Here is a 19362-nt window from a genome sequence, read left to right as displayed (position 1 = left end):
CTAAAACAAACCAACTAACATGAAAATACGCGAAATTAATGCGATGAGAGGACCTAATTATTGGTCAGTAAGGAGACATAAATTAATTGTAATGGTTCTCGATCTTGAAGAGATGGAAGAATTACCCTCTAACAAGATTGAAGGCTTTCCGGAGCGCTTAAAAGCCATGTTTCCGAGTATGTATTCGCATCGTTGTTCGGAAGGTTGTGAAGGTGGTTTTTTTATGCGTGTAGATGAAGGTACATGGATGGGTCATATTATTGAGCATATTGCTTTGGAGATTCAAACCCTTGCAGGTATGGATACTGGCTTTGGACGCACACGTGGTTATGGAGAAAAAGGTGTGTACAGTGTTGTTTTTTCATATATGGAAGAATCTGTTGGACGCTTTGCTGCTAAAGCTGCTGTTAGAATATGTGAAGCCTTAATTGCTGGAGAGGATTATGATATGTCTGAAGATATTCAGGAAATGAGAGAATTGCGTGAAGCGGATCGCTTAGGGCCAAGCACAGGTTCTATTGTTGCAGAAGCGGAAGCGAGAGGTATTCCTTGGATTCGTCTTAATAAATATTCGCTTTGTCAGTTGGGTTATGGTGCGAATCAAAAACGTATTCAAGCAACCGTTACGTCTGAAACAAGTAGTATTGGAGTAGAGTTGGCTTGTGATAAAGAAGATACCAAGTATTTATTAGAACAAGCTGAGGTTGAAGTGCCTCGTGGAGATATTATTAGACGAGAACGCAGTTTAGAAGAGGCTTGTGATTATGTTGGTTATCCCTTAGTTATTAAGCCTATTGATGGCAATCACGGTCGTGGTATCACTGTAGATATTCAAAATTATGAGGATGCTTTAGCGGCTTTTCATCATGCGAAAGAAAGTTCTAAAAGTGGTGCGATTATCGTTGAGAAATTTATCGTAGGTCAGGATTATAGATTGCTGGTTATTAATAATAAGTTAGTGGCTGGAGCGATTAGAACTCCTGCTCATGTGATTGGAGATGGTACATCTACAGTACAAGAATTAATAGATAAAGTTAATAGTGATCCGCGTCGTGGCTTTGGACATGAAAACGTATTAACACAGATTACAGTAAACGAATTAACCAAAACCATTATTAAAGATGCTGGTTATACTTTAGATTCTGTTATTGCAGAAGGTGAACGTTTAATTTTAAAAGACACAGCTAATTTAAGCACAGGAGGTACTGCTGAAGATATTACCGATATTATTCACCCTTCTAATGTGAGTATGGCAGAACGTATTTCAAAAATTATTGATTTAGATATTTGTGGTATCGATATAATGACTACGGATATTTCGCAACCCTTATCTGATACAGGAGGAGCTGTGTTAGAAGTGAATGCAGGTCCTGGATTTAGAATGCACTTGGCACCAACATCTGGATTACCTCGTAATGTGGCGGCTCCTGTAATTGATAAATTATTTCCTCAAAAAGGAGATACAGGTCGTATTCCAATCGTTGCCATTACAGGTACCAATGGAAAAACGACCACTTCAAGATTAATAGCACATATTGCTAAAATGAATGGCTATCGCGTGGGTTATACTACTAGTGATGGTGTTTATATTCAGAATCGCTTATTAATGACAGGTGATTGCACAGGTCCTGCAAGTGCAGAGTTTGTCTTAAAAGATCCAACGGTGAATTTTGCAGTTTTAGAATGTGCACGTGGAGGTTTGTTAAGAGCCGGTTTGGGCTTTAAAAAATGTGATGTGGCTATTGTAACCAATGTGGCAGCTGATCATTTGGGTCTCAAAGGGATTCATACTATAGAGCAATTGGCGAAAGTAAAAGGAGTAGTGCCAGAAACGGTATTACCAGATGGCTATGCGATTTTGAATGCCGATGATGATTTGGTGTATGACATGAGACGCAATTTAGATTGTAATGTGGCCTTGTTTTCTATGGATGAGAATAATCCACACATTAAAGCTTTACAACGCTTAAATGGTATTACAGCAGTATATGAGAATGGTTATGTAACTATTTGTAGAGGGGAATGGAAAATGCGTTTAATGAAAGCTGAAAATATTCCATTGACTTACGGAGGGAAAGCAAAATTCATGATTCAAAATGTACTAGCAGCCGTCTTAGGAGCACATGTTCAAGGCATAAGTATCGAAGATATGAAAGCCGGTTTAGAAACCTTTATTCCTTCAGCAGCACAAACACCAGGACGCTTAAATTTATTTGAATTTAAAGATTTTACGATATTATTAGATTATGCACATAATCCAGCCGGAATGCGAGCTTTACAGAACTTTACAAATGAACTTGAAGCAACGGTAAAAGTAGGTATCATTGCAGGTATTGGAGATAGACGTGTTGAAGATAACAATGAAATGGGCGCTATTGCTGCCGATATGTTTGATGAAATTATTATTAGACAAGACAAACGCTTAAGAGGTAAAACAGAGCAAGAATTGATTAAAATGCTCGATGATGGGATTAAGAAACGAGATCCTAATAAGAAGACGACTATTATCCCTTCAGAGAAAGAAGCGATTAAATATGCTGTAAAAAATGCGGTTAAAGGTTCGCTTATTATATTGTGTAGTGATGTGATTCCGGATGCTTTAGAATTGGTAAAGAAATTTAAAGAGCAAGAAGCGAATGGTGAATTGAACTATGCAGATTAAAAGATTACTATTTCAGGTATTTTAGATCTGGATGTATAAAAATAAAAAAGCCGAAACTTACGTTTCGGCTTTTTTTCAACAATATATGGTTAATAGCAATATATATATGGTTAATAGCATTTTTTGTTATGGCTTAACAAAGCTTTACGGTCTTTACTTTAATTTGAAGACTCTTTCTGTAAGCTTTGATACTGATAATTTCATTACTCTTTTTACGATTCATTTTTAAAACCTTAGCTTTTACTTCTGCAGAAACATTAATGGTTTTAGCTGATGCATTTTCTTCTTTAACTGTTTCAACAATTTCAGTTTCAGTACTAACTGTTACCTCTTGTTGTGCGAATCCTGTAAAAGATACTGTTAAGAATAATATGAAGATTAAAGCATTTTTCATAATCGTAAGAAGTTATATTTGTTTTAACTTCGAGTCAAAGAAACAGAACATCCTGAGTGTAGCTGAAATTTTTAGATGAAACAGGTCGATAAATAGATAACAGGAGGACGCAGGTAAAAAACCTCGATGAAATACATAAATTGCGTTGTTAGCCCTTTGAAATCAGTGAGTTTAATGCTAAACAACACTATTTATAGGATAAAAAACACTTCTTATTTAGTTGTATCGACGAAATGCATGAAATCAACTCGAAAAGGGCATAAATAGAACTTATATGATGAATGACTTTAGTAATAATCCATATTATGAATTGTTTTCTAAACAATACAACAATCAATATACTATAGGTAATCGTACTTACAAAAAAAGAATTAAGACGTTGAATGCTTTGCAACGTGCAATTGAGACGACCTATAGAGCACAGATCCAAGAAGCCTTGCAAAAGGATTTGGGTAAACCGGTAGTAGAAGCAGAGCTCACAGAAATCTATGCCATCATTGGAGATATTAAACATGCTAAAAAGCATTTACACCAATGGATGCGGAAGCAAAGTGTTGCAACACCATTATCAATGTTAGGCTCTAGCTCTCATATTGCATATGAGCCTAAAGGAGTTTGTTTAATTATTTCACCTTGGAATTTTCCTTTCAATCTTACTTTTGGTCCTTTAGTATCTGCTATAGCTGCAGGTAATACAGTTATTATTAAGCCTTCTGAGATGACTCCTCATTCTTCGGATCTTATGTCTATAATTATTACAGATGTGTTTTCAGAGGATGAAGTGGCTTTGGTACAAGGTGAGGTTGAGGTCTCTACCCAGTTGTTAAAACTTCCTTTTAATCATATCTTTTTTACAGGCTCGCCAAACGTGGGAAAAATAGTTATGGAAGCAGCATCTAAACATTTGGCTTCTGTAACCTTAGAACTTGGTGGGAAGTCACCAACTATAGTAGATAAAACCGCTAATATTGATAAAGCCGCAAAAAAGATGATGTGGGCAAAATTTCTGAATTGTGGACAGATTTGTGTGTCTCCAGATTATGTGTTGATAGATGAAGTTATAAAACCTCAATTTATAGACGCTTGTAAAAAGTGGCTTAATACATTTTACGATGACAATCCAAGGATATCAGATTCTTACGGAAGAATAGTTACAGATAAACATTTTGATCGCTTAAGTTCTTATCTCAAAAATGCAAGAACTCTAAATGCAAAGTTTGAAGTAGGAGGTGAAACCGATAGTGCTTCAAAATTTATAGAACCCACTATTATTTCAGATTTAAAACCGGAAGCTAAATTATTAGAAGATGAAATCTTTGGACCTATTTTACCTATAGTCACTTTTAATAATTTAGATACAGCAATTACGTACATTAAGTCCAAGCCACGACCACTAGCACTCTATATTTATAGTAAAAGCAAAGCCAATACTAAAAAAATAATGAATAATACTAGGGCAGGAGGGACGTGTATTAATAATAGTGTGCTGCACTATGCTAATCATAATCTACCGTTTGGAGGCACTAACAATAGTGGCATTGGTAAAAGTCATGGTTTTTTTGGGTTTAAGGCATTTAGTAATGAACGTTCGGTAATGAAGCAACATACGTTTGGAGTCACTGAATTGTTATTTCCTCCTTATAGTGGTTTTAAGGAGAAATTGGCAAGATGGACCATAAAGTGGTTTTAAAAAGAAAAAGTCGCTCCCTACAGCGACTTTTTTCAAAACTCAATAATTTATACTAAGATTAATAGCACTATAAAATTACATTAAGTATACTAAGATTTTAGGTTTTTTTAGTGAATGCCCCCTTTTCTTTAGTGAATAGTATATGGAACGATTTATATCAATGGCTGAAAACGAAAAAGCCGCTCCCTACAGCGACTTTTTCCTCAAAAACATAATCGTTCTTTAAACAATTATTAATTTTTTAATCTTCTGTTGTATTAGTATTTTCTTCTAAAGCTAAAAGTCTTGCTTCTAACTGTTCTAACTTGCTTAATTGTTGTTTTAAGTTTTTATTTTCAGCTTCTAAAGTTTCTACTTTGGTGTTTAGTTCTTGTATGGCTTTTACAGTTACAGGAATAATATCCGAGTAATACACACCTAGATTTGTTACAGGACGCATTTCTTCTGCACCCGTTTCTTCATCTATAGTTACAGATTCTTCTGTTACAACAACCTCAGGAATAGTTTCTAATAAGTTCTGTGCAGAAAAGCCAATCTTAGTAGCTTGGTTGGTTGCATCTTTCCATTTGTACGTAATAGTCTCTACTTGCATTAACTTATCTAAACCATATTCTAAAGGTTTAATATTCTTTTTTTGTCTTAGGTCGCTGGTGTTAATTGTACCATCTACTGCCCAAAGTGATTGCCATCTCCAATTTGAAGTGCCTAAAGATCTTGCATTATCATCATACGGTAATAATCTTCCATGAAGCATAACGTATAAATTACCAGCATCATGTAAGAACTCTGTACTTCCAATTCCTACTGTTGTATCTCTATTGTTTCCGCCAAGTTCAAAATCTGCAACATAGTTTATTGTAGTGCTTAATGAATTTACCGTTCTTGTATTGCCGTTCTCTGCATATCCAGCAGTATCATTATTTCCAAATCTTATAACATTTGCACTAGCATCTAACCAAAATAAATAGGGTCTTGTATCTGACTCCATTCTAAAATCATTTACTGCTGTTCCAAGTTCATTAAAAACAGTAGCTCCATTACCATGTATTCTGTGATTTACGGCGTTATCTTGGTAAAGATCTAAAACACCATCGTCGGCACTATCATAAAGTCTGGCTAATATATCTCCTCCGCTTACAGAACCGTCTCTAAGGTAAATATCATCAGAAAAGAAAGAATTACCTGTAACATTAAAGGTGCCTGCATTATTAACAGCGCCTATAGATACTCTGTTGAGCCCTGCGTCAAGGTTAAACATTCCACTATTTGCATTTGATTCTATTCTAAAATTTCTATCTAGTCCTTGTTCGTTAAAAACAAATTGTGAATTGGTATCTAAGTCAACTGAAACAATTCCGTTTTCCATTATTTGAAGTCTACCATCATCTGCATCATCTATAAATCTTGCTATTACTGTAGATGTAGAGTTAGAATTTTCATCTCTTATATATAGGTCACCACCAAGGACAGTATCACCAAAGGCATTAACTTCAAGTTTATTAACGCCAGCATCTTGTACTTTAAATGTTCCAGTACTGTTAATATTTATATTTAAATCGTTAACTCCGTTGGTTATTGTTGTATTCTGAATAAGACTTCCACCAAGTCTAATATCATTTGCATATGTAGTAAGTCCATTTGTACCAACAGCATTAAGAGTTACATTACCCGTTGCTCCTCCTCCTGTAAGACCAGTGCCTGCATTAACTTGAATGATGTCGCCTCCACTATCTAAAGCAGATAAATTAACAGATTGAGATGTGCCATTTTCTATGCCAACTGTGAGCATATTTGTTGATGAATTAAACCCTAAGCTTTGAATGTTTTGATCATCGGTTCCAGTTCCGTCTTGAAGCGATGCAAGATTAACCGTTTGTAAAGGCTGACCGTCATTTTCTAAAGAAAGTCTTAATGTTGTTCCGCTTAAACTAAGATTGTCAATGGTTTGGTCATCGGTTCCTGTTCCATCTTGTAATGTAGCTAAATTGATAGAGGTTCCTGTTCCGTTTTCTATACCTAAGTTTAAGGTTGTTCCAGTTAAATTAGGTGTTAATAGATTTTGATTATCGGTTCCAGTTCCGTCTTGAAGCGATGCAAGATTAACCGTTTGTAGAGGCTGACCATCATTTTCTAGAGAAAGTCTTAATGTTGTTCCGCTTAAACTAAGATTGTCAATGGTTTGGTCATCGGTTCCTGTTCCATCTTGTAATGTAGCTAAATTGATAGAAGTTCCTGTTCCATTTTCGATACCTAAGTTTAAGGTTGTTCCAGTTAAATTCGGTGTTAATAGGTTTTGATTATCGGTTCCAGTTCCGTCTTGAAGCGATGCAAGATTAACTGTTTGTAAAGGCTGTCCATCATCTTCGAGTGAGAGTCTGAGAATTGTTCCAGATAAGCTTAAGTTGTCAATAGTTTGGTTATCAGTTCCAGTTCCATCTTGTAGGGAAGCAAGATTAACGGTTTGTAAAGGTTGTCCATCATCTTCGAGTGAGAGTCTGAGAGTTGTTCCAGATAAGCTTAAGTTGTCAATAGTTTGGTTATCAGTTCCAGTTCCATCTTGCAGAGAAGCTAAGTTCACAGAAGTACCAGTTCCGTTTTCAATACTTAAATTAAGTGTAGTGCCAGTTAATGTAGCTGCATTAAGATTTTGGTCATCAGTATTTGTGAAAAGTGCAGATGCATCTACAAAACTTAATTGCCCACTTCCATCAGTTGAAATAATTTGATTTGAGCTACCATCCGTTAAAGGCAAATTGTATCCATTTCCTAGTGTGGTTCCTACATAAACTCTACCTATAAAAAAACCTGCCCAATTGTTGGTTCCTCCAGAAGTACTACTAATTTCAGAATAGACACCATATTTAGGTCCAGTTCCTGTACCATTTACAAATAAACTAGTTCCATAATAGTTTGCTGTACTTGTGCCAATAACATGTGTGTAATTACCAAATTTATTCCCTGTAGAATTACCACCAACAAAATTTCTAATGGCATATTGATCTCCAGCTCTAGAAGATCCTAGATTATTTTTAACTCCATAGGATTCACCAGTGCCAGTAAACATATTAATAGAGTTAAAAGTTCCAATCATTTCTCCACTACTATGTCCTGTAATTTGGCTATCAACACCTGTTCTATCTCCTGCAGAGTCATTGAAAAAGGTGTTGTTAATTCCAATTTGTTTTCCAGAAGTATCTGTCCAAAAAGCAGAGTGAATTCCAATTTTTTGACCTGTATTTGCTGTATTATTAAAGAGGTTGTAGACACTTTGATTATTGGTGTTTCCAGTCTGTCTATTATCTATATGAATACCATAGTTTTTATCAGATAGGATATCTAATTTACCATCTGGAGCACTTGTTTTTCCAATACTAATGTCTTCTGAGATTCCTTCGGAAGGATATAAGAATGTGCCAGCATCAAACCACTCAGAACCTTTGATGCTTATCCAATTAGTAATAGTTTGATCCCAATAATAAAACCCTTTGCCATCTGCTGCTGTACCTGTATAAAAAATGAGCATACCATCTCTGGTTGCACCAGGAGAACTAGGAAAAGCGCTCATACGAGGTATTAAAATACCATCGTTATTTGCAGGACTAGATGCATTACTCGCAGAAATGTCTAAACTTGCTTGTGGATTAGTATTGCCCACACCAACTTGTGCAGCAACAGAAAAAATAAATAGAAATGTAAATGAACATGAAAGTAGTAATTTTGTTTTCATAATAACACGTTTTTGAGTAGTCTACTTTTAAAAACAACTAGAGAAAAAATCTTTGTAGAGAAGTTATTATTAAAGCATAATGACTGATTAATAGCAGAATAAATCTAGTTTAAAATCAGAGCTTTAGCGTGTTATTTTTAGTGAATGCACTTTTTTTTATAGTGAATACAGATTAACGTAAGAAATGTGTTTTTCACTGAGTTCCGTTAATCTTAACTATATGCTTTTTAGCCTACTAACGACTAAACTTTTTTGTGAAGCACTTACAGGAATACTTTCATTACTAAGGGAAATGGTGTTTTTGTCAACACTAAGAATGTGTTTTAAGTTGACCACATAAGAACGGTGCGTTTTAATAAAATTATAGCCTTGTAATTGTTCTGAAATGTGTTTTAAAGTATGAGGTACTAAATAGGTTTCTGTATTTGTAATTACATAGCAATAGTTATCAAATGCTTTTAAATATTGTATTGAGTTCTGATTAATACGATGTAGTCTACCTTCGTGTTTTATGGTTAAAAAATGTTGTTTTGATTCGTTGTAATTATGCCATGCCAATTCAATATTGGTTCTTAAACTGGTTTCAGTGAAAGGCTTAACAATATAGCCAAGTGGATTGGTGTGTTTAACACGTTCTATAGTATTAGGATCAGTTTGAGATGAAAGAAATAAATAAGGAATGTTTTTTTTATCTAACTCTGTAGCCAAATCTACACCATCTTTATCTCCAGAAAGTTGAATATCAAGAAGCGTTAAGTCTGGTTTTAGTAATTCTATATCTCGCAGAGCGGTTGTGTAATCTTCAGCATCACCAACAGCAAAAAAACCTTGTTTGCGTAATGCGACTTCAATAGTAGAAACTATTAAAGGTTCGTCTTCAACGATAAAGATGTTTAGGGATTTCAAACTTTATTTATTTAGAGTCTTAATCTAGTTTAAACGCTTTGTTAATGGTCTCTTTTTTTAGTGAATGCCTCATTTTATTTAGTGAATAAGATTTTTAGTATTCCTAAAGAAGCTTATATTTATTTATAACTAAGGTGGCTTCTGTGCCTTTGTTTAGTTCTGATTTATAATTTAAAGTAGCCTTGAGCTTTTTAGACAATGCTTTCATTAAAGTGATACCAAAAGAAGTACTTTTTATTTCTCCCTCAAACCCTTTACCATTATCAATGACTTTTAATACTAATTGTTCTGCTTCTTTATAAAACTGAATACTAATTTTACTTTTGGGTGTCACCTTATCAAAAGCGTGTTTTATGGTGTTTACAATAAGCTCATTTAAAATTAGGCCTATTGGAGTAACGGTTTCAATGTCTAAAACCAAAGATTCTACATTTAATTGGTATTTGATGACTTCTGATTCAAATTGATGACTTTCAAAAATGTCACGTACTAAATCATTAAAATAATCTTGCGTATTAATGCCTACTAGTTCATCCTTGTTGTATAATCTTTGATGAATTAACACCATAGAACGGACTCTGTTTTCAGCTTCTTTTATGGCAATTTTAGCTTCTTTGTCTACAACACTTTCAGATTGTAAATACAAGAGACTAGATACAATTTGAAAACTATTTTTTACGCGATGATGTGTTTCTTTAAGTAGTACATTTTTTTCATCTACGGATGCTTCTAATAGTTTCTTTTGTTTGGCTAGTGTAATACTCTGCTTTTTATTTCTGTAAGAGAAAAATCCTAAAACTAAAACTAACAGCAAACCTGATGCTGCTAAGTAAGAATACAATTTACTTTGTTTTTCTCTAGCTTCTAATTCAATGGCATTTAATTCTTGAGTTTTATTAAACTCATATTCCATTTCTTGTTCTGTCTGTTTTTTTATGTTGTTTTCATTAAAAATAGAATCTTTAGTCTTGGTGTATAATTGGTAGTTTTCTAAAGCCATGTTATAGCTTCCTGTAGATTTATATGATTTGGATAAGCAATCGCAGGCTTCAGAAGTTAATTCTAAATTTCCTGCTTCTAAGGCTAAATCTTTAGCAGTATTACAATTTTCTATGGCTAAATCGTATTTTTCAATTTCGAAATAAAGATTACCAAGATAATTTTTCGCGATGGTTAAGTTTTCTGTAACACCAGCTTTTTCATAGTAATCATGAGCTTGTTTCAAAAAGATTAAAGCTTCGTCATAGTTTTTTAATTTTGAATGTGCATTTCCAATATTTAAGGCCGAACTCATAATAAAACGCATAGGAGCATTTCCTTTTTCTTTTAATACTTTTCCTTTTTCAAATTGTGTTAACGCTTTTTGATAACGACCTTGATTTAATAGCATTTCACCTTCATTAGAAATAATAATTCCAGCATTTACATAAGAGTCAAGACTCAAAGACGCTTTGTAAGCATTTTTATAATAAATGGAAGCCTTGTCAAATTCTTCCATTTGGTTATAATAGTTAGCTAATGAATTATTAAGTACAGAGCTTTCTCCTTTGAATTTACGACGTTGATTTTCATCTAATTTTAACGTGTCAATTTTATCTAAAGCACGTTTAGAATTTAACATGGTTGCAAGTGCTAAAGGAATGTTGCCGTGTTTTCTATAAATGGCACTTTTGGTCATTAAATTAGAGGCTCTTAAAAAGGGCATGGTCTCATCATTGACATAAGAAATGGACTTGTCTAAATATGTTTCAGCGGAATCTAATTGACTGTTGTAATAGAAGAAGTTTCCTAAGGAATAGTATGAATTAGCAAATAGCTTAGCATCATTGTTTGTTTTAGAAATGCTGATGGCTTTATCAATTAAAGCACGCGAATCTTTTGAATACCGAAATTGGCCAGCATTACTTGTAAGGACTCTTATTTTCTCATAATTATCTGTGTAAGTATCTACAGTGCTAATTAATGAGTCAATGACTTTTTGCTTATCTGAATTGTTCTGTGCTGGCAGAAAACTTAAAAAACAGAGCAAGAATATAAAATAAGTATATTTCAATATTATGTAGGTTGGTTAATTTCCTACAATTTAAGCATTTATGTTTTATTATAATAATCCGATTGAATTTGTTCGTTTTTTTCATCTTGAAATTTAGTCATGCTAAACCACTGATGAATTGAATAGCTTCCTATTTCACCTTGCTTATTTACAGCGATATAACCAACCTGAAAGTTCTTGTAATTACTGTTTGGTTTAGTCACAATTCTGCCTATAGCTTCTTCACAAGCTTGTTGCGGTGTTTTACCTTGTCGCATTAATTCTACAACCAAAAAACTACCAACGGTTTTTACCACTTCTTCACCTAACCCTGTGGCTACACAGCCACCAATTTCATTATCTACAAATAATCCAGAACCTATTATTGGGCTATCACCAACACGTCCTCCTATTTTATAAGCCAAACCACTTGAGGTACAAGCACCAGCAATATCTCCATTTTTATCAATGGCTAACATGCCAATGGTATCGTGGTTTTCTATATTAATTATGGGTTTATATTTGGCTTCAATTTTCCATTTTTCCCATGCCTTTTTTGAAGCTTCTGTTAATAGATCTTCGGGTTGAAAGCCTTTTGATATGGCAAATTGTTTAGCTCCTTCGCCAGCGAGCATCACATGTGGTGTGTCTTCCATCACTTTTCTTGCCACAGAAACGGCATGCGTAATATTTTGAAGGTAAACCACAGACCCACAATTACCATGCTTGTCCATAATGCACGCATCTAAAGTAACGTTGCCATCTCTATCAGGTAAACCGCCTTTGCCCACGGTTTGATTTTTTTCATTGGCTTCTTCAAGTCTGCAACCTTGTTCTACGGCATCTAGAGCATTTCCTCCTGCTTGTAGTACTTCCATGGCTTTTGCAGTAGCCTCTTTAACATGCCATGTGGCAACGACTAATGGTAGCGCTTTTAAATTGGCAATAGCTTCTTTGTTTTGTAAGACCGCTGTTTTAGTGTTGATTTCATCACAATTAACCAAAGTACTTCCAAGTGTTAAACCCACACTGGTTAGGGATGCCGTTTTTATAAATTTTCTACGCTTCATGTGTTGATTTTCGAGAATTTTTATAGCCATACCAAAGTATATAAGCATAGCAAACAATAACAAATCCAAAGGCTGCTTTAAATCCGATAATATCAGTAAAGTAACCATAAAGGGGAGGGATAATTGCACCGCCAACAATAGCAGTACATAATAGTCCAGAAGCTTTAGGTTTTAAATCACCAATACCATTAAGTGCTAATGTGAAAATGGTTGGGAACATAATAGAATTAAATAATCCAACAGCTAAAATGCTCCACATACTCACCAATCCAGTGGTGCTAATAGAAATAACAATTAACGCAATGGCGATGGATGCAAACATACCAAGGACTTTTCCAGGCTTCATGATTTTAGTTAAATATGAACCGACAAAACGGCCAATCATTGCACCAGACCAATAAAAGGTAACAAAGACTCCAACGATAGCTTTGTTGTCGTTTTCTGCGAGTCCGGAATTAAGAATTCCTTCTGCAATGGATTTCATAAATCCGTTTTCTTTAATGACTTCAACCAAATTCATATCTAAAAAATAGTTGACTAAATAACTTCCAATGGCCACTTCTGCACCGACGTAAAATAGAATACCAAGGACTCCGAGCATTAGATTTTTTTGTTTGAAAACATCTGCATAAGTCCCTGAAGATTCTTCGCTAATAAGCTTAGGTAGTTTTGCAAACAGAAAAATACCAGCGATAAAAACAATGAATAAGGCCAAGCCTAGAAAAGGAGTTTGAACCGCTGATGCTTCTGCGGCTAAATAGGTTTCTTTTGCAGTGCCCACTAAAGCTGCAATTTCGTCTTTCGTTTTAATTTTATCACTTAATATGAATAAAGCTCCTATAGCAGGAGCAATTGCTGTACCTAAGGAGTTAAAGGCTTGAGATAGATTTAATCGGCTAGAGGCTCCTTCTTCAGACCCTAAAACCGCCACATACGGATTTGCCGCTACTTGAAGAATCGTCATGCCACCAGCTAAAATAAAATAAGCTAACATAAAAATCCCAAACTCACGATAAGACGCTGCAGGATAAAACAAGATGCAACCCAATGCCATGGTTAATAAGCCTAAGATAATACCGCGTTTATAACCAATTATAGATAAGATATAACTGGCAGGAATTGAGAGTAGGAAGTACGCACCGAAAAAAGCAAATTGTACCATTCCTGCTTGAAAATATGATAACGTAAAAAGTTCTCTAAGTCTCGGAATTAAAGAATCTACTAAAACCGTAATAAAACCCCAAAGGAAGAATAGAGTAGTTAACAGTATAAATGAAGAACGATAGGATTTTTGTTGGTTCATGGTTTTATTAGTTAGTTTTTATTTCACCAGGCTTTTTTAGCCTGAAATATATTAGTTAGAGGTTTTATTTTATTGAAATTTCATCTACAAAAATCCAGCTGCGACCATCTGTAGGATATCCTACATGCCATTCTGGGACTTTACCGAGTGTTTTTGCTACAATCTTTACATATTTATAATTGGCATTCGGTGTATTAAATTTAATCGTTTTAATTTCTAAATCGCTATTCTTTTCTGCCGAATTAATAGTTTGTGGAGTTAAAGCTTTAAATGTCTTATTGTTTTTTGAAACAAAACACTGTACTTCCGTTGGATAAAAAATCCAAGCTCCTTGATCTTGTAAAAAATTAACAGTTATTAAATTAATGGGTTTCTCAGTACCTAAATTTATGGTTGCAACCATATCTGTATCTTGATAGCCTTGCCAGCTTCCTGTTCTATAGTTTTTGGTGCTTCTAATACCATCAATAAGCGCATCGTTGCCTCCCGCAGAATATTGATTAGCATACTCACTTTTAAGCGTAATACTTAAATTAGGGTCAATTTTGAAGAATGGAGTAGTTAATTCCGGACTTTTTAAGTCTCCTTTTTCAGAATATAATTTCAATTTGGTGTCTTCAGAAATGGTAAATGGAGCAGCATATAAATTGAATTCATTATCATCTAAAGCGTAATATATTTTAGCCTCAACTTCAGAAGTGGATAGAACAACTTCGGTTGAATCTCTAAACGTAATATCTCCTTTTGCTATAAATGGAGACGGCAGAATTATATAATCTGTAATTTCTGTTTTAGGTGCTGTACCTTCTATTGTTCCCCAAGTTGAAGGTTGATTGGTCATATTAAATTCTAGAGAACCGCCAGAAACAATTGCTGAATGACTTATAAACGTTTCATTTAATGCTTTACCATTGAGTTTCACACTTTCAATATACGTATTTGAATCGCTGAGGTTATTGGCGGTGATGTTGAATTGCTTTCCATTTTCAAGATTAATCGTTGCCTTATCAAAAAGTGGAGTTCCAATGATGTATTCATTACTACCAGGAGTTACGGAATAAAAACCCATGGAGCTCAACACATGCCAAGCACTCATTTGTCCACAATCTTCATTTCCTGAAACACCATCGGGATCATTATGATACAATTCCGTTAAAATCTGATGGACTTTCTCTTGGGTTTTATGTGGCTTGTTAACAAAATTATAGAGGTAAGCCATATGATGACTTGGTTCATTGCCATGTGCATATTGCCCAATTAGTCCAGTAATATCCGATTGATGGCGTCCGGAAATTTCTGTTTTGGCGCTGAATAATTCATCCAGCTGAGCTTCCAATTGATCTTTTCCCCCAAGTAGTTTTATAAATCCTGAAACATCTTGAGGGACATAAAAACTGTATTGCCAAGCATTGGCTTCTGTGTAATTAAAATTTACCTCATATGGATCAAAAGGAGTGAACCATGTATTTCTAAAACGGCCTCGCATAAAATTAGTTTCCGGATCAAATACATTTTTATAATACTGCGCACGCTGAATGTAAGTTTTGTAATCATCTGTTTTACCCATGGCTTTTGCCATTTGTGCAATGGTCCAATCATCATAAGCGTATTCTAGTGTTTTAGATACGGATTCGCTTTCTTCATCTACAGGAATAAACCCATATGTTTTATAAGCTTCAAGTCCAAATTTATCTCTTGTAGCGGAATGCTTCATAGCTTCAAAAGCTTTTTCGGTATCGTAATCGCGCAAGCCTTTTAAATAGGCATCTGCGATAACTGGTACGGCATGATAGCCAATCATACAATCCGTGTAATTTCCTGCTAAATCCCACATAGGCATAATGCCACCTTCATCGTATTTTGCTAAAAAGGTTTCTATAAAATCATTGGTGCGGTCTTGTTCAATAATAGTATAAAGTGGATGTGCAGCTCTATAGGTATCCCAAAGTGAAAACACTGAATAATAGTTAAAATCATTTGTTTCATGAATCTCTAAATCCATGCCTCTATAACGACCATCAACATCTTGATACAATTGTGGTGCTAGCATGGTATGGTACAATGCCGAATAAAAATTGGTCTTTTTATCTGCGTCGTTGCTTTCAATAACTATTTTTTCGAGTTGCGATTCCCAAATCTGTTGGGCTTCTTGTTTAACGGTTTCAAAATCTTTGTTTAAAACTTCGGCTTCCAAATTTTTACGTGCACCATCTATATCAACTGCTGAGATGCCGACTTTAATATAAACAGGTTCGTTATTTGGGTTTATAAAGTTTAAAGCAGACCGTCTAGCGCCTGGCATTCCTGTTTCGGATGGAGATTGTAACACATCATTAAACGGATGCGATGTTTTTACAATAAAGTATAAACGTTGATCTTTTGCCCAAGCTTCAGAATGACGATAACCCACAATTTCAGTGTCTGAGATCTTTTCAATCTTAGCATCTAAAACTTTATCGCGATGTACTAAATCTAAAATTACAAATTGATTTTCAGAACTTGGGAATTTATATTTATGGATACCACTTCTCTGTGCCACGGTAAGCTCCACGTCAATATTAGTAGAGTCTAAATGTACTTTGTAATAGCCTGGTTCTGCGAATTCATTATCATGACTGAAATGTGCACGATAGCCTTTTTTACCATTAGCTCCATTATTAAAATTAATTTCATTGGTTGGCATTAAAAGCACATCTCCGTAGTCGCTAATGCCTGTTCCACTGAGATGTGTATGCGAAAATCCGTAAATATATTCGTCTGTATAATGATAACCAGAGCAACCATCCCAGCCGTCTAAACGTGTGTCAGGACTTAATTGCATCATCCCAAAAGGCAGTGTTGCACCAGGATAGGTGTGTCCATGACCTCCAGTGCCAATAAAAGTATTAACGTAGTGGGTTAATGGTTGGTCTTTTTGTTTAGAAGCATTATTTGTGTTCTTATTGCAACTAAAAATAAAGAATAATATAATTATGAAGGTGGTTAGTTTATAATACATCAAAAAAGGTAACTCATTTTAATGCATCTAAGATAGTAAAATGCAATTCAGTAAAGTTCTGACGAGATTCCTTTTTTACATTGTTGTTGGTGAACGGGTTTTGATAAAATAAAATACGTTTAGCATTAAGGTCTTCAAATTAAAACCTTTAACACTTTCATAAGATAAGAACCATTTCATAGTTTTAAATTTGTATTCTAAAAGTAAAAGTCGTGATGATTCGTTGGGTGTTTTTTTCTATTTTATTTATAATACTGACTATTTACGGTTTTCAGGCTGTAAAAACGGTAACCAAGCAACCTTGGGTTTATTTTATCTATTTTGGGATTACACTCATTGTCGTTGGTAATTTTATTTTTCAGTTTGCGATGAGCAATGAAGGTCGCGTACTAACACTGAGTAAAAGTTATGCCTTTGGGTTTTTATTGGCGTTTTCAGCTTTTAATTTAGTGTTGTTGCCTTTTTTAATTGGTGAAGATATTATTAGAAGCGCTATTGGTTTGTACGAAAAAGTAATGACTCAAAAAGATGCCTTTTATTTACCATCGCGGAGAAAGTTTGTGAGTCAAGTTGCTTTAGGAATCGCTGCTATTCCGCTTTCCTCTTTACTTTATGGTATGTTTCAGGGTAAATACAACTTTAGAGTTTTAAATTATACCCTTCATTTTGATGATTTGCCTGAAGCTTTTGATGGTTATAAAATCACTCAGATTAGTGATATTCATTCTGGTAGTTTTGATAATAAAGAGAAAATTGAATATGCTATTGATTTAATTAATGAGCAAAAATCTGATGTATTGTTATTTACAGGAGATATGGTAAATAATAAAGCCTCTGAAATGTTGCCATGGATGGAAACCTTCGGTCGATTAAAAGCTAAGGATGGCAAGTTTTCTATTTTGGGAAATCATGATTATGGTGATTACGTAGATTGGAATAGTAAAGAAGAAAAAAATCAAAATCTCGAAGAATTAAAAAACATTCAAAAAGAGATGGGTTTCGATTTATTACTAAATGAAAGTCGTTATCTCGAAAAAAATGGTCAACGATTAGCGTTAGTTGGTGTTGAGAATTGGGGAAAAGGACCTTTTAAAAAAGCAGGAGATTTAGAAAAAGCAGCATCGCAAATACAATCAGAAGATTTTAAAATTTTAATGACTCACGATCCAAGTCATTGGGAAGCTAGGGTTTTAAGAGATCCTTATCATTACCATTTAACGTTAAGCGGTCATACACATGGTATGCAATTTGGAATTGAAATACCTGGTTGGATTAAATGGAGTCCAGCAAAATGGAGATATAAATATTGGGCAGGTATTTATACTGAATTAAATCAACATATTAATGTTAATAGAGGATTTGGCTATTTAGGTTACCCAGGACGTGTTGGTATTTGGCCAGAAATCACAGTGATTGAGCTCAAAAAAGGAGCTAAAAGTGCATAATTGTAAAGAATTGCGTATTTTTATATTATTGAGCATCTCATTTAAAACGTTTACTGTTTAATTTTTGTAGGTCTGAGGTGCTTGTTAATTTGACTAAAACGAAAATCTATGTCAAAATTTGGTGAATTAATTGATGTTGAAATTCCAGTGTTATTGGACTTTTATACTGAACAAAACGATCAATCTATAGCTATGCATCCAATACTCAGGGATGTTGCAGCAGCATTAGGCGATAAAGCTAGAGTAATAAAAATTGACGTTGATAAGAATACGGAACTTGCAGAGGCTCTACGTGTAAAGGGTTTACCGACCTTAATTATCTACAAAAATGGTGAAATGAAATGGAGGCATAGTGGTGAGCAAGATGCCAATACTTTAATAGCGATTATACAAGAATACGTCTAAGGTCCGTGACTTTTCTTTAAGATATAATTTAAGGAACACAAAAACTTTCTTTCACGGCTTAAAAATACCTTTAAATTCATAGCCCTTTTCACTATAATATTCCAAAACCTTTGGGAGTACATATTTTAAATTTCTTGATGCTTTCACGCTATCATGAAATACAATGATACTACCTTCTTTGGCTGCTGAGGTTACATTTTTAAGACAAGCTTCTTCTTTTACAGTGTGATCCCAGTCATAAGATAAAACATCCCACAATATAATTTTATAGCCTAATTTTTGAATTTGTTTACTCTGTTTCGTTTTAAACTTACCGTATGGTGGTCTAAAAATTTTGGCTGAGTTTACCGCATTACTGTCCTTAAATGTTGAGTTTTGAATTTGAAACTGCATTACAGAATCTGTAAATTCTATATTTTCAACATACGTTTTGGTTTTTGTTTTCCAACCTTTTAAGTGATCGTAAGTGTGATTTCCAACGGAATGCCCATCTTTAATTATGTTTTGAAAAATTTCTGAATGCTTTTCAATATTTTTTCCAATGCAAAAAAAGGTGGCTTTTGCATTATAATCTTTTAATGTAGCAAGTACCCAATCTGTAATTTCGGGAGTGGGACCATCATCAAAAGTGAGGTAGAGTTCTTTATTGCTAGTGTTGATATTCCAGATAAAATTTGGGAACAATGATTTTACAAAGCCTGGTGTTTTAGCTGGAATAATCTTCATATTC

At 34.4% G+C, this 19362-nt stretch carries 12 protein-coding genes; 4 read left to right on the top strand and 8 right to left on the bottom strand.

The window, feature by feature from the left end; all coding sequences use genetic code 11:
• Positions 1-19: 19 nt before the first annotated feature.
• Positions 20-2662 (top strand): cyanophycin synthetase, encoded by a 2643-nt coding sequence (gene cphA / locus DFQ10_RS08540; protein WP_115816998.1) that lies wholly within the window; start codon positions 20-22, stop codon positions 2660-2662.
• Positions 2663-2795: 133 nt separating this feature from the next.
• On the opposite strand, the gene DFQ10_RS08535 is transcribed toward cphA, so the two are convergent.
• Positions 2796-3056, bottom strand: a complete 261-nt coding sequence (locus DFQ10_RS08535; protein ID WP_115816997.1) for a hypothetical protein — start codon at positions 3054-3056, stop codon at positions 2796-2798.
• A 274-nt stretch (positions 3057-3330) separates the two neighbouring features.
• Between DFQ10_RS08535 and DFQ10_RS08530 the strand changes: the two genes are divergently transcribed.
• Entirely contained in the window at positions 3331-4746 is a 1416-nt protein-coding gene (locus DFQ10_RS08530; protein ID WP_245940660.1) for an aldehyde dehydrogenase family protein, read from the top strand.
• Between the two features lie 241 nt (positions 4747-4987).
• On the opposite strand, the gene DFQ10_RS08525 is transcribed toward DFQ10_RS08530, so the two are convergent.
• The 6 genes from DFQ10_RS08525 to DFQ10_RS08500 form a co-directional block, all read right to left on the bottom strand.
• A complete protein-coding gene (locus DFQ10_RS08525) occupies positions 4988-8473 on the bottom strand; it encodes a tail fiber domain-containing protein (RefSeq protein ID WP_115816995.1) in 3486 nt (1161 codons plus the stop codon).
• Between the two features lie 216 nt (positions 8474-8689).
• Entirely contained in the window at positions 8690-9379 is a 690-nt protein-coding gene (locus DFQ10_RS08520) for a LytR/AlgR family response regulator transcription factor (protein ID WP_115816994.1), read from the bottom strand.
• Positions 9380-9482: 103 nt separating this feature from the next.
• On the bottom strand, positions 9483-11432 hold the full coding sequence (locus DFQ10_RS08515) for a histidine kinase dimerization/phosphoacceptor domain -containing protein (RefSeq protein ID WP_147299195.1): 1950 nt from the start codon (positions 11430-11432) through the stop codon (positions 9483-9485).
• Positions 11433-11470: 38 nt separating this feature from the next.
• Positions 11471-12481, bottom strand: a complete 1011-nt coding sequence (locus tag DFQ10_RS08510) for a N(4)-(beta-N-acetylglucosaminyl)-L-asparaginase (RefSeq protein WP_115817222.1) — start codon at positions 12479-12481, stop codon at positions 11471-11473.
• On the bottom strand, positions 12471-13784 hold the full coding sequence (locus tag DFQ10_RS08505) for a sugar MFS transporter (RefSeq protein ID WP_115816992.1): 1314 nt from the start codon (positions 13782-13784) through the stop codon (positions 12471-12473). The genes DFQ10_RS08510 and DFQ10_RS08505 overlap by 11 nt, the downstream gene beginning before the upstream one ends.
• Before the next feature lie 64 nt (positions 13785-13848).
• Positions 13849-16782, bottom strand: coding sequence for a GH92 family glycosyl hydrolase (locus DFQ10_RS08500; RefSeq protein ID WP_115816991.1), 2934 nt, complete (start codon positions 16780-16782; stop codon positions 13849-13851).
• A gap of 215 nt (positions 16783-16997) precedes the next feature.
• On the opposite strand from DFQ10_RS08500, the gene DFQ10_RS08495 reads away from it, so the two are divergent.
• Both DFQ10_RS08495 and DFQ10_RS08490 read left to right on the top strand, forming a co-directional pair.
• Entirely contained in the window at positions 16998-18227 is a 1230-nt protein-coding gene (locus tag DFQ10_RS08495; protein ID WP_115816990.1) for a metallophosphoesterase, read from the top strand.
• A 108-nt stretch (positions 18228-18335) separates the two neighbouring features.
• Positions 18336-18632, top strand: a complete 297-nt coding sequence (locus DFQ10_RS08490) for a thioredoxin family protein (protein ID WP_115816989.1) — start codon at positions 18336-18338, stop codon at positions 18630-18632.
• A gap of 51 nt (positions 18633-18683) precedes the next feature.
• Here the strand turns inward: DFQ10_RS08490 and DFQ10_RS08485 are convergent, their stop codons facing one another.
• On the bottom strand, positions 18684-19358 hold the full coding sequence (locus DFQ10_RS08485) for a polysaccharide deacetylase family protein (RefSeq protein ID WP_115816988.1): 675 nt from the start codon (positions 19356-19358) through the stop codon (positions 18684-18686).
• Positions 19359-19362 lie beyond the last annotated feature (4 nt).

The sequence above is a fragment of the Winogradskyella eximia genome, from assembly GCF_003386165.1.
Lineage (GTDB): Bacteria > Bacteroidota > Bacteroidia > Flavobacteriales > Flavobacteriaceae > Winogradskyella > Winogradskyella eximia.
Note: the sequence above shows the minus strand (reverse complement) of the source record. Positions and strands in the feature narration are given on the sequence as shown.

What these genes read in the sequence shown, in the direction of transcription:
- cphA (WP_115816998.1), top strand. Translation starts at nt 20, where the DNA reads ATGAAAATACGCGAAATTAATGCGATGAGAGGACCTAATTATTGGTCA.
- DFQ10_RS08535 (WP_115816997.1), bottom strand. Translation starts at nt 3,056, where the DNA reads ATGAAAAATGCTTTAATCTTCATATTATTCTTAACAGTATCTTTTACA.
- DFQ10_RS08530 (WP_245940660.1), top strand. Translation starts at nt 3,331, where the DNA reads ATGATGAATGACTTTAGTAATAATCCATATTATGAATTGTTTTCTAAA.
- DFQ10_RS08525 (WP_115816995.1), bottom strand. Translation starts at nt 8,473, where the DNA reads ATGAAAACAAAATTACTACTTTCATGTTCATTTACATTTCTATTTATT.
- DFQ10_RS08510 (WP_115817222.1), bottom strand. Translation starts at nt 12,481, where the DNA reads ATGAAGCGTAGAAAATTTATAAAAACGGCATCCCTAACCAGTGTGGGT.
- DFQ10_RS08505 (WP_115816992.1), bottom strand. Translation starts at nt 13,784, where the DNA reads ATGAACCAACAAAAATCCTATCGTTCTTCATTTATACTGTTAACTACT.
- DFQ10_RS08500 (WP_115816991.1), bottom strand. Translation starts at nt 16,782, where the DNA reads ATGTATTATAAACTAACCACCTTCATAATTATATTATTCTTTATTTTT.
- DFQ10_RS08495 (WP_115816990.1), top strand. Translation starts at nt 16,998, where the DNA reads ATGATTCGTTGGGTGTTTTTTTCTATTTTATTTATAATACTGACTATT.
- DFQ10_RS08490 (WP_115816989.1), top strand. Translation starts at nt 18,336, where the DNA reads ATGTCAAAATTTGGTGAATTAATTGATGTTGAAATTCCAGTGTTATTG.
- DFQ10_RS08485 (WP_115816988.1), bottom strand. Translation starts at nt 19,358, where the DNA reads ATGAAGATTATTCCAGCTAAAACACCAGGCTTTGTAAAATCATTGTTC.